The sequence below is a fragment of the Lacibacter sp. genome (assembly GCF_057361365.1).
On record NZ_JBMQSG010000003.1, the window covers coordinates 29,593 to 41,829 of the forward strand.

General features: G+C 39.6%; 9 protein-coding genes. 5 read left to right on the top strand and 4 right to left on the bottom strand.

All coding sequences use genetic code 11. The features are described 5' to 3' along the window. Positions 1-9: 9 nt before the first annotated feature. A complete protein-coding gene (purL, locus tag ACO1QW_RS01290; RefSeq protein ID WP_486254959.1) occupies positions 10-2,244 on the bottom strand; it encodes a phosphoribosylformylglycinamidine synthase subunit PurL in 2,235 nt (744 codons plus the stop codon). A gap of 85 nt (positions 2,245-2,329) precedes the next feature. Between purL and ACO1QW_RS01295 the strand changes: the two genes are divergently transcribed. From ACO1QW_RS01295 to ACO1QW_RS01310, 4 genes are all read left to right on the top strand, one after another. Beyond that, positions 2,330-3,577: a hypothetical protein gene (locus ACO1QW_RS01295; RefSeq protein ID WP_486254961.1), complete on the top strand. Its 1,248-nt coding sequence runs from the start codon at positions 2,330-2,332 to the stop codon at positions 3,575-3,577. A gap of 150 nt (positions 3,578-3,727) precedes the next feature. Further along, positions 3,728-4,741 carry a glutamine synthetase beta-grasp domain-containing protein gene (locus tag ACO1QW_RS01300; protein WP_486254963.1) on the top strand — a complete coding sequence of 338 codons (1,014 nt, stop codon included), beginning with the start codon at positions 3,728-3,730 and terminating at the stop codon, positions 4,739-4,741. A gap of 156 nt (positions 4,742-4,897) precedes the next feature. Next, entirely contained in the window at positions 4,898-7,087 is a 2,190-nt protein-coding gene (locus ACO1QW_RS01305; protein ID WP_486254964.1) for a glutamine synthetase III family protein, read from the top strand. Between the two features lie 115 nt (positions 7,088-7,202). After that, entirely contained in the window at positions 7,203-8,879 is a 1,677-nt protein-coding gene (locus tag ACO1QW_RS01310) for a tetratricopeptide repeat protein (protein ID WP_486254966.1), read from the top strand. Positions 8,880-8,943: 64 nt separating this feature from the next. Here the strand turns inward: ACO1QW_RS01310 and accC are convergent, their stop codons facing one another. The 3 genes from accC to efp all read right to left on the bottom strand — a co-directional run bounded on the left by accC (position 8,944) and on the right by efp (position 11,629). Beyond that, positions 8,944-10,281: an acetyl-CoA carboxylase biotin carboxylase subunit gene (accC, locus tag ACO1QW_RS01315; RefSeq protein ID WP_486254968.1), complete on the bottom strand. Its 1,338-nt coding sequence runs from the start codon at positions 10,279-10,281 to the stop codon at positions 8,944-8,946. 106 nt (positions 10,282-10,387) lie between these two features. Continuing rightward, on the bottom strand, positions 10,388-10,882 hold the full coding sequence (gene accB, locus ACO1QW_RS01320; protein WP_486254970.1) for an acetyl-CoA carboxylase biotin carboxyl carrier protein: 495 nt from the start codon (positions 10,880-10,882) through the stop codon (positions 10,388-10,390). 180 nt (positions 10,883-11,062) lie between these two features. Beyond that, a complete protein-coding gene (gene efp / locus ACO1QW_RS01325) occupies positions 11,063-11,629 on the bottom strand; it encodes an elongation factor P (protein WP_486254972.1) in 567 nt (188 codons plus the stop codon). Positions 11,630-11,724: 95 nt separating this feature from the next. Between efp and ACO1QW_RS01330 the strand changes: the two genes are divergently transcribed. Next, positions 11,725-12,228, top strand: coding sequence for a hypothetical protein (locus ACO1QW_RS01330; RefSeq protein WP_486254974.1), 504 nt, complete (start codon positions 11,725-11,727; stop codon positions 12,226-12,228). Positions 12,229-12,237: the final 9 nt, after the last annotated feature.

The following is a 12,237-nucleotide window of genomic DNA, read 5'->3' on the forward strand; positions in this document are numbered from 1 at the left end:
TTCTAAAGATCACAATGCAGTTAACGCATGTTCGCTTTCATGACCTGCTAACAAATTTTCAATTGCAGTATCATATTTTTCCTTCCAGCTTAACACTGTTCCCCACTCCATGCCATCAACTTCAATACTTCCGTTGGTAACAACGCCTAACTCAGCAAATGGATGGGCACCCAATACTTTCTTAAATGCAGTCACTTGTTCTTCCTTCACCGTAACAACAACACGACTTTGTCCTTCGCCAAACCAATAGGCATCTTTACGGATATTACTGTCGGATGCTACTACATCAAAACCAAGATTATTATTGAACGATGCTTCGAGTAATGTTGTAAACAAACCACCTTCACTTACATCATGGGCAGATACAATTACTTTTTCTTTGATGAGGGAAGCAATTGTTTGCTGCAATGCAAATTCTTCTTCAAGATCGAAGTGTGGTGCAGGGCTAAATTCAACTGAATGCAATTTGTGCAGGTATTCACTTGAACCAAGATCATCAGTTGATTTTCCAACGATAAAGATCACATCACCCTCTGTTTTAAAATCAAGCGTCATCTTATCGTTGATGTTTTCCAGCAAACCTACCATACCAATGGTTGGTGTTGGATAAACTGCACCATCCGGGCTTTGATTATAAAAACTTACGTTACCGCCGGTAACAGGTGTATCAAACTTTTTGCAAGCTTCGCCCATGCCTTTAATAGCATGCACAAATTGATAATACACTTGCGGATCGTAAGGATTACCAAAGTTCAAACAGTTGGTAATACCTAATGGTAAACCACCACTGCAAACAATGTTACGTGCCGCTTCACTTACTGCTATCATTGCTCCTTTGTAAGGATCAGCAAAAACATATTTACTATTACAATCAGTTGTTACAGCTAAACCCTTTGTTGTTCCTTTAACGTGAACAACAGCTGCATCAGTTGGTGCATTGGTGCTGCTGTTACCAGTGCCAACCATGCTATCGTACTGATGATAAACTGTACGTTTGTTTGCAATATTTGGTATTTGAATAATCTGTTCAGCAACTGCTTTCAAATCATCGGGCACTTCAATGCTGTTGGCATCAAATGCTTTAATTTTTGAGAAATATGCAGGCTCAGCATAATCTCTTGTGTATTGTGGTGCACCGCCGCCTAATACTAATTCATAAGCTGGTAATTCAGCTTCAAGTTCTCCATTCATGTAGAACTTCAGCAAACCATCTGTTGTTACTTCGCCTATTTTTGAACAAGGAAGATCCCATTTTTCAAATACATCTAACACCGCCTGTTCTTTTCCTTTCTCCACAACCATTAACATGCGTTCCTGGCTTTCGCTCAGCAACAGTTCCCATGTCTTCATGTTTTGCTGGCGGGTAGGAACTTTATCTAAATCAATGCGCATTCCCACTTCGCCTTTTGCACTCATTTCAGCAGTTGAGCAAATGATGCCTGCTGCACCCATATCCTGCATACCCACCACAGCACCTGTTTGAATTACTTCCAAACAGGCTTCTAATAATTTCTTTTCCTGGAATGGATCGCCCACTTGAACTGCTGGTAATTCTTCAGCACTTTCAGCAGTAATATCGGCACTGGCAAAACTTGCTCCGCCAATACCATCTTTACCTGTTGCACTTCCTACAAAGAAAACGGGATTGCCTTCGCCAAGTGCTGTTGCAGAAACAGTTTCACCTGCTTTTACAATACCCACACTCATTGCGTTGACCAATGGATTAGTATGATAACATTCTTCAAAATATATTTCGCCACCAACAGTGGGTACACCAAAGCAGTTACCGTAATGACCGATACCATGTACGATACCACCTAACAAGTGTTGAGTCTTCGCTTCTTTCAGATTACCAAAGCGGAGTGAATTCAGTGCAGCAATTGGTCGAGCGCCCATGGTGAAAATATCACGATGAATACCACCCACACCTGTTGCAGCACCTTGAAATGGCTCAATAGCAGAAGGGTGATTATGACTTTCAATTTTAAATACAACACCAAGATTATCGCCAATATCCATCAAGCCAGCATTCTCTTCACCAGCTTTTACTAACATACGTCCGCCTTCACGGGGCAATGTTTTTAACCACTTGATCGAGTTCTTGTAACTACAGTGTTCACTCCACATACCACTAAAGGCACAGAGTTCATTGAAGTTGGGCGTGCGGCCAAGTTTCTGCTTAATTAATTCAAATTCTTCTTCGGTCAAGCGAAGCTGCTGTGCGGTTTTTGCTGTTATTTCCATGATGTGTAAGAAAGCGCAAAAGTACAAATGCAGGGGCAATGGTTTGACTGTATGAAAAGAAATATTTTAATTTGCCCCCAATCACATGACATATTTACTGTTTGCTCTATACCTTATTTTGTTCAGCTGGTTAATTACCAGGGTGAAATTTATTCAACATTCGGGGTTACCTAATTACTGGCTTATTGGATTATTTGTGCTGAAAGTTGCCGCAGGTGTTGCCTATGGTTGGTTTTATACTACCATTCCAAATTATGAACAATCGGCGGACACATGGAAGTTCTTTTTCGATTCAGAAAGCGATACTGCACTTTTATTTCATGACCCGGTGCGTTATTTCACAAGCATCATTGATAATCCTTACGACAGGGATTACCGTCATTTATTTTCCAGCGTAAATTCTTACTGGAATGATCTGAAGCATAATTATATGGTGAAGATTGTTTCTGTGTTTAATGTATTCACCGGCTCGAGATATTATGTGAATGTGATTTTTTATTCCTTCCTTACTTTCTTTGGACCCATCGCATTTATACGTGTGATGAATGATGTGTTTCCAAACCGCAAACTCTTGATCACCTGTGGTACTTTTCTGTTGCCTTCTTTTTTATTCTGGTCTTCAGGTATTCATAAAGACGGACTCATTTTTACTTATATATCATTGATCACCTTTGTTGTTTATTTCGGTTTGAAAAAGAATAAACTCGGCATTAAAGAATTATCACTTGTTGCGTTATTATTACTGTTGATCTTCCCGGTTCGTAATCATGTCGTACTTGCTTGTATTCCGGGTTTATTTGCCTGGTGGCTTGCAGAAAGATATTTCAAACGCAAGTGGATCGCTTTTTTACTGGTGACGATTATTGGCACCACTGCTTTCTTTTCAGCGAAATATGTTCATCCAAAACTCGATCTGCCTATTTCAATTGTTCTACGTAACAAAGATTTTAAAGGTTTGGGGGGCAATTCATTTTTACCACAACGAAAATTGGAGCCCACATTTACCAGCTTTTTACAGAATGCACCGCAGGCATTAAACCATACTTTGGTGAGGCCTTATGTTACAGAATTTTTATCGCCTCTCTATCTTGCCAGTGCACTGGAAATATTACTTATCTGGATACTTGTATCTATATGGTTTTTTCGTTATACAGATAATCCCTACCGGCATTCGGTGGTTCAATTCCTCTTTCTTGTGTCGATGGTATTATTGCTGCTAACGGGCTATATCGTTCCGCAGTTAGGCGCTATTGTTCGATACAGGGCTATATTCTTCCCTTTTTTACTCGTACCCATTATTGCAACCATCGCATGGAAAGCTAACAAATTATAATAAATTAGATGTGACACTTTTCCACACTAACAAACGTTTCAATTAGTAATTTCGCTGAAATTTTTTAGATTAAAAACATTTTCAGTTGTAAATTAGCACCGCAATTAGCAATATTTATTGTTTTTTCAAACTAAATCAAAGCGGTAAAACATGTCAGCGTCAAAACTTGAGTACATCTGGCTCGATGGTTACAAACCCACACAAAGCCTTCGCAGCAAAACGAAAATTGAAAAAGACTTCAGCGGTAAATTAGAAGATTGCCCAATGTGGAGTTTCGATGGTTCTTCTACAGAACAAGCCCTTGGCGGTTCTTCAGATTGTTTGTTGAAACCTGTATACATTATCACAGATCCTCAACGCAAAAACGGATATCTCGTTATGTGCGAAGTGTTGAATGCTGATGGCACTGCTCATGAATCAAACGGTCGTGCTCACATTGAAGATGATGACAATGACTTCTGGTTTGGTTTCGAACAGGAATATTTCCTTTACAATCCTGAAACAAACAGGCCACTTGGTTTCCCTGTCGGTGGCTACCCTGCTCCTCAAGGTCCTTACTACTGCTCAGTAGGTGCTAACAACGCTTACGGTCGTGATATCATTGAAGAACATTTAGATGTTTGCTTAGAAGCAGGTTTAAATGTTGAAGGTATCAATGCCGAAGTAGCAGCTGGCCAATGGGAATTCCAGATCTTCGCTAAAGGAGCTAAAGAAGCTGGCGATCAAATTTGGTTGGGTCGTTACCTCCTCGAAAGAATTGGTGAGAAATATGGTGTAGCAATCAACTGGCATTGTAAGCCTCTTGGTTCGTTAGATTGGAACGGTAGCGGTATGCATGCCAACTTCTCTAATACATTATTGCGCACTGCAGGAAGCAAAGACATCTTCGATAAAGTTTGTGAAGCTTTCCGTCCTGTAGTTAAAGAACATATTGAAGTTTACGGTGCCGATAACCACCTGCGTTTAACTGGTAAACACGAAACTGCAAGCATCCATGATTTCAGTTATGGTGTTTCTGATCGTGGTGCTTCTATCCGTATCCCGGTTGTAGTTCCTAAATGGGGTTGGAAAGGTTACTTAGAAGATCGTCGTCCAAATTCAGCGGCTGATCCTTATAAAGTAGCTGCTCGTATTATTAAAACAGTGAAATCTGTAAAAGCATAATCACTGATAGTATATTCTGAATTATCCCCCTTGTAAAAAAGGGGGATTTTTTTTCTCCATTACTTCCTTTAAAAAACTGAAATTCGCAACGCAAACAAATTGTATTATTTCAACCGATTGTCGCCATTGTACTGATCAACTAATCAAATACACTTTATGTCATTACGTTTACAGGCCATTAAAAATTTATCGAACCAGGAAAATATTGAAGTTGGTTCACCTGCAAAGATCACTGCCATTTTTTGCCAGAATGTGTTCACCATTAAAACTGCACGTGAATATTTAAGTGATGAAGCATACAAAAGTCTTATGTCTTCAATTAAAGGCAATAAAAAGATCGATCGTGTGAATGCCAACCAAATTGCAGCAGGTATTCGCCAGTGGGCCGAAAGCAAAGGTGTTACACACTATACACACTGGTTTCAACCATTAACAGGATCAACAGCCGAAAAACATGATTCGTTCTTTACATTGAAAGGCGATGGCACAGCCATTGAAGAATTTGACGGTGGCGCACTTATTCAACAAGAACCCGATGCATCATCATTCCCTAGTGGTGGTATACGTGCCACTTTTGAAGCACGTGGTTACACGGCTTGGGATCCTTCCTCTCCAGCTTTTATCATGGAGATTGGAAATGGTAAAACCTTGTGCATTCCTACACTTTTTGTTTCTTACACGGGTGAGCTACTTGATTATAAGGGGCCAGTTTTAAAAGCATTGGAAGCAGTAAGTAAAGCAGCAGTTGACGTTTGCTATTATTTCGATAAAAATATTACCAAGGTTACACCAACACTTGGATGGGAGCAGGAATATTTTGTTGTGGATGAAGCATTGTTCAATGCACGTCCAGATCTGTTGTTGAGTGGACGCACAGTATTTGGTCATTCATCAGCAAAAGGTCAGCAGTTAGAAGATCATTATTTCGGTTCTATTCCTGAACGTGTGTATGCGTTCATGCGTGATTTCGAAAATGAATCTTACAAACTTGGTATTCCGTTACGCACCCGTCATAACGAAGTAGCACCGGGGCAATTTGAGTGTGCTCCAATCTTCGAAGAGGTAGCTGTTGCTATTGATCATAATTCGTTACTGATGGATGTAATGGATCGTGTTGCACGCCGACATAAATTAAGAGTGTTGTTACACGAAAAACCATTTGCCGGTGTTAACGGAAGTGGTAAACATAATAACTGGAGTTTAAGTACCGATACAGGCGTAAACTTATTGGCGCCGGGTAAAACACCAAAAACAAATTTGATGTTTCTTACCTTCTTTATCAATGTTGTTCGTGCGGTTGATCAGTACGCTGATATATTGCGTGCTTGTGTAGCTGGTGCTGGTAACGATCATCGTTTAGGTGCAAACGAAGCACCACCTGCCATCATTTCCGTGTTTGTTGGTAAATATCTAACTGAAGTGTTAGATGCAGTAGAGAAAAGAGTAACCACAAAGTTTGATGAACAGGATGAAGCTATTTTGAAACTTGATCTGCATAAAAGTATACCGGAGTTGATGCTTGATAATACAGATCGTAACCGTACATCGCCTTTTGCTTTCACTGGAAATAAGTTCGAGTTCCGTGCAGTTGGATCAAGCGCAAACTGCTCAAATGCAATGACGGTGTTGAACAGCATTATGGCACAAACACTCACTGATTTTAAAGAAGAGGTTGATGCATTGATAGAGAAAGGTGAGAAAAAAGAAATTGCTATCATGCACGTGTTACAGCGCTATGTAAGCGAAAGCAAGAAAGTATTGTTTGAAGGTGATGGTTATAGTGAAGCATGGGAAAAAGAAGCAGCAAAACGTGGATTACCGAATGTGAAGACAACGCCATATGCATTAGATGCAATGGTGACTAAAAAAGCGAAAGAGCTATTTGAGAACACTGGTGTTTACACGCATGCAGAACTGGAAGCCCGTCATGAAATTGATTTAGAAAAATATATTAAGCAGGTGCAGATCGAAGGACGTGTAATGGGTGAATTATGTACCAGCCATGTCTTACCTGCAGCTATTAAGTACCAGAATGTGCTCATCAATAATATTAAAGGATTAAAAGAAATTGGTATCGGTAAAGATGCTTATGCTAATCAATTGCAGATATTAGAAAAAATATCATTGCACATCAACAAATGCAGCGATCTGGTGGAGCAAATGATTGAAGCACGCAAGAAAGCAAATGTGATTGAAGATACAAGAGCCAAAGCCATTGCTTATTGCGATGATGTAAAAGGCAAATTTTTTGATGAAATACGCTACCATGTCGATAAGCTGGAATTGCTAGTGGATGATGCAAGTTGGTATTTGCCCAAGTATAGAGAGTTATTGTTCTTACGTTAAGCAATCTACGGTGTCAATTATAAAAGGGCCTGCAAATTATTGCAGGCCCTTTTTTTGTTGCCCAGATAATAAGAATGCTTAGGATTTCTGGATTTTTTAGTTAGATTTAAACTGCATGAAAAATAAGAAGGTAGGTCAACCAAATCCAAAGAAAGGGCAAACAACAGCCCAACGCATTCCTTTCCCCTTTTTATGGCTTGCGCTCGTTTCTTTTTTTCTATATATACCATCGCTTAATCATGGATATACAGAATTGGATGACAGGATTTTTATAATTGACAATGCAGCCTATAACGAAGATGCTTCTAATTTGGTAACTTCTTTTCACAGAGGTGTCTTTAGCGATTCGTCAGATACCTATTACCGACCTCTGTTACTAAACTCATTTATTTTAAATTATAAGTTAAGCGAAACGGAAGCAAGAGGGTACCATGTTGTAAATATTCTTCTCCATGTAATAGCTGTGCTATTACTGTTTGTGCTAATGCGGGCGCTCATCAGGAAAGAGCTAATTGCTTTCATGCTTACATTGCTGTTTGCAGTTCATCCAGTATTAACCCAAGCAGTGTCATGGATACCGGGAAGGAACGATACCATGCTGGCAGTTTTTTGCTTTTCATTCATGCTAACTGCCCTTAATTATTTAGAAAAAAAGAAATTACAGTTTTTGTTTCTTCAGTTTGTTTTTCTGCTGGCTGCTTTCTTTACCAAGGAGACTGCAATGTTTATACCTCCTGCGTATTTTGTTTTGTTGTTAACCGCTACAACTTACCGGCTTCGTGAACGCACAGCGGTTCTGCTTTTTGGAACATGGTTTTTTGCCTTCATCGTTTGGTTTATTGCAAGATCTTCTGCAACTATTGAAAGTTCCTCAATCCAGGCCAATCAAATTTTTACAAACCTGTTTAACCGGGCACCTGTTTTGCTTCAGTATTTTGGGAAAACAATACTTCCCTTCAACCTGAGTGTATTTCCAATGATGAAGGAAACGAGTTATGTATTTGGGATAGTTGCATTATTAGTCATAGCCGTCTTGCTCTATTATTCGAAGGAACGTAATAACAAAGTCGTTATTGGAGGATTTGCATGGTTTGTGATTTTGCTGATGCCGGTGTTGCTGTTGCCTGGAGCTATAAATGAACAGGATTTTGAACAACGTTTATATTTGCCGATGTTGGGCATATTGCTTGTCTTATCACAAAGTGTTTTATTTAAAAATCTGAAAACCTCAAAAGTTTTCATTGCGGTTGGATTAGTTGCAATCATATTCACCGGCATCAATATTAATCAACAACAAAAGTTTAAAGATCCTGCAACATTTTGGACTGCAGCTATGCAAACAACTCCAAATTCAGCCTATGCAAACATGATGCTTGGAGCTAGAATCATTACAACAGATCGTGCTGAAGGGGAAGCGTTGCTGAACAAGGCCTATAAGCTGGACCCAAATCAAAAGTATATCAACTATCATATTGCCAAAATATACATCGACAAAGATTCAGTGTATCAAGCTGAAAACTATTTGCTTAAAGAAATCAGGATATCGGGGTACTATGAAGCCTATTTTCATCTTTCCCGAATTGCTTTTGAGAAAAAACAATTTGAGCAAAGCGTGAGGTATATGGAGACTTATTTAACGTATGATCCATTAAATCAACAAGCCGTCAACAATTATCTTTTGTTGCTCTTTCAACTTGGGGATTTATCAAAAGCTCGAGCTTTCATTAAGAAAAAGCAAATAGAAGGCGTTGTTATTCCCCGGGAGTTTATTAATAAAGCAAATGGATTATAATTTTCTGCTAGAGGAAGATATTCTGCCATAATAAAAAGTCCCACTTTACAGCGGGACTTTTTATTTATTTCATCTGGAATGTTTCCAAAAACTTAGTTGTAAAATTTCCTTTTCGGAAGTTCTCATCTTTCATGAGTTGCTGGTGAAAAGGAATCGTTGTCTTCACTCCTTCTATCACATACTCACTTAAAGCTCGACTCATTGTATTAATGGCTTCCTCACGTGTACGGGCAACCGCAATAATTTTTGCGATCATTGAATCGTAATATGGAGGAATTACATAGCCTGCATACACATGTGAATCGATACGGATTCCATGCCCGCCGGGCTGATGCAAGGTAGTGATCTTACCGGGTGATGGACGAAAATCATTATACGGATCTTCGGCATTAATGCGGCACTCAATAGCGTGCATCTGTGGTTCATAGTTTTCACCACTGATCTTTTCACCTTGTGCGATCAGTATCTGTTCTTTGATCAAATCGAAGTTGGTTACTTCTTCTGTTACGCAATGTTCTACCTGGATACGAGTATTCATTTCCATGAAATAGAAGTTGCGATGTTTATCAACAAGGAACTCAATGGTACCTACACTTTCATAACCAATGGCACCAGCAGCTTTACAAGCGGCTTCGCCCATAGCTTTTCGAAGTTCAGGAGTCATAAATGGTGAAGGAGATTCTTCCACCAACTTCTGATGACGACGTTGAATAGAACAATCACGTTCACTTAAATGACAAACCGTTCCGTAACGGTCACCTGCAACCTGTATTTCGATATGGCGTGGCTCTTCTACAAATTTTTCCATGTAGATGCCATCATTCTTGAACGAAGCGCCAGCTTCATTCTTTGCCATATCATAGTTACGCTCCAGTTCTTCTTCGGCCCACACAACACGCATCCCTTTACCACCACCACCGGCAGTAGCTTTTAATATAACAGGATAACCGATTTCTTTCGCTAAACCTTTTGCTTCATCAACACTTGACAACAAACCTTCACCACCCGGAACCACAGGAACACCTGCTTTGATCATGGTTTCTTTTGCCGTGATCTTATCCCCCATTGAACGGATCTGATCGGGAGTAGGGCCAATAAACTTGATTCCGTTTTGTCCGCATATCTCTGCAAACTTTGCATTCTCTGCTAAAAATCCATAACCTGGATGAATAGCATCTGCATTGGTAATCTCTGCCGCTGCAATAATATTTGGAACGTTGAGGTACGATTCCGCTCCGGCAGGTTTTCCAATACAAACAGCTTCATCAGCAAACTTTACGTGAATGCTTTCACGATCGGCCGTTGAATAAACAGCTACCGTTTTAATGCCCATTTCACGACAAGTGCGAATAATACGAAGAGCAATCTCACCACGATTGGCAATTAATATCTTTTTAAACATGAGTTTAATTTGAAGATTTGAGAATTAGCTAATGTGAAAATGATGTACAACAAGAAAATTGAAAATGAGTTTACATTTTCAAATTTCAAATTGATTAATTGTCAAATTAACTAGGATCTACCAGGAACAGAGGTTGATCGTATTCAACAGGTGATTGGTCTTCAACCAACACTTTCACGATCTTACCTTTTACTTCGCTTTCAATTTCATTGAAGAGTTTCATGGCTTCGATAATGCACACCACTTTTCCGGGAGTAACTTCTGTGCCCACTTCAGCAAACAATGGCTTATCAGGAGATGGTTTACGATAAAATGTCCCGATCATCGGGCTTTTGATTGTTACATATTTGCTGGTATCATCGGCAGCGGGAGCAGATGGCGCAGCGGCGGCCGGAGCAGCAGCAGGCAAAGCAGCCGATTGTGCAGGAGCGGGAGCATAGGCTTGTGGCGCTTGCTGAAACTGACCTGAAATAAGCGTTTGCTGAATAATTTCTTCCTTTTGTTTTATTGTAACCTTAAAGTCTTTTTCTTCGATGGTGAGTTCACTGAGGTTGGATTTGTTGACCAGTTTGATCAATTCCTGAATTTGCTTAAAATCCATGATCGTGAGGTTTAAAATGTTAAGTAATAACGGGCGGCTAAGATAAGGGAATTACATTCGAAATTTCCCAATTCAATTAAAAACAGGGGTAAAACCAGCATTTTTTGGCCAAAAATGGGCCAAAATCAAATAAAAACGGGCAGTTTTAAAAACTGCCCGTTTGCATATCATCTTCAAAAATTATTCTTTCACCCTTTCCACATAATCACCTGTTTTGGTGTTAATGCGGATCATTTCGCCTTCGTTTACAAACAAAGGAACCATTACAGTAGCACCAGTTTCAACAGTTGCCGGTTTCAGCGTACGGGTGGCCGTATCGCCTTTCATTCCGGGTTCGCTATAGGTAACCAATACAACAATTTTATCGGGCAGTTCCACACTCATCGGTAATTCAGTCTCCGTATTGATAAGGGCCGATACTTCAGCTCCATCTTTTAAAAACTGGGGAGCATCAATTACATTTTCCTGAACCACGATTTGTTCAAAGGTTTCGTTGTTCATAAAGTTATAGCCAGTATCATCTTTATACAAAAACTGGAAATCCTTACGTTCAACACGCACGGGATAAATGGTTTCACCACTGTTCCAGGTAACTTCAATTGAACGACTGTTATCCACCCCCTTCAGTTTCGCCCAAACTTTAGCGGCTGCACGGGCAGTTTTATTTTCACCAAACTCTACAATTCTGTATAAGCTGCCATCTTGCTTAATAATCATGCCACGGCTGATGTCGGAAGTAGTTGCCATAAAAACGTTTGAATAGTAATTTAAGGCTGCAAATATAAGGCAACTGCCTTAGCCAGCAAATTGAAGATAAAGCACAGTTCAACTATCTTGCAGGTATGAAAAAGCTCCTCTTTCTTGTACATATATTAATGACAACGGTGCTAACTGCATCAGCCAGCAGCAACGATAGCATACCCAAACATTTAAAAAACCTGAAACTGCCCGACTTCAAGCTTTTGTTGCCGGATAGCATCTCAAACTTTTATACCGAGCAATTAAGTTCAAAAAAAGTAACTGTGCTGATCAGTTTTAGTCCCGAGTGCGATCACTGCAAACTGCAGACAAAAGAAATCATTGAACATATTGACGAATTAAAAGATGTGCAGATCGTAATGGCTACAACATTGCCGTTTGGAACTATGAAAGCATTTTATGATGAATACAAGATCGCTTCTTACCAGAATATTATTATGGGACGGGATGTGTTGTACTTCTTCCCAAAGTATTTTCTGAATCATTCATTTCCACTGATCACCATTTACAACAAGAAACGTGAATTGGCACATTATTTCGATGGAGGTATGTCCACGGCCGAGTTGGTTCGATTAACCAATCAATAAAAAAGCGAA

Coding starts and splice junctions, on each gene's coding strand:
- purL (WP_486254959.1), bottom strand. CDS start 2,244: ATGGAAATAACAGCAAAAACCGCACAGCAGCTTCGCTTGACCGAAGAA.
- ACO1QW_RS01295 (WP_486254961.1), top strand. CDS start 2,330: ATGACATATTTACTGTTTGCTCTATACCTTATTTTGTTCAGCTGGTTA.
- ACO1QW_RS01300 (WP_486254963.1), top strand. CDS start 3,728: ATGTCAGCGTCAAAACTTGAGTACATCTGGCTCGATGGTTACAAACCC.
- ACO1QW_RS01305 (WP_486254964.1), top strand. CDS start 4,898: ATGTCATTACGTTTACAGGCCATTAAAAATTTATCGAACCAGGAAAAT.
- ACO1QW_RS01310 (WP_486254966.1), top strand. CDS start 7,203: ATGAAAAATAAGAAGGTAGGTCAACCAAATCCAAAGAAAGGGCAAACA.
- accC (WP_486254968.1), bottom strand. CDS start 10,281: ATGTTTAAAAAGATATTAATTGCCAATCGTGGTGAGATTGCTCTTCGT.
- accB (WP_486254970.1), bottom strand. CDS start 10,882: ATGGATTTTAAGCAAATTCAGGAATTGATCAAACTGGTCAACAAATCC.
- efp (WP_486254972.1), bottom strand. CDS start 11,629: ATGGCAACTACTTCCGACATCAGCCGTGGCATGATTATTAAGCAAGAT.
- ACO1QW_RS01330 (WP_486254974.1), top strand. CDS start 11,725: ATGAAAAAGCTCCTCTTTCTTGTACATATATTAATGACAACGGTGCTA.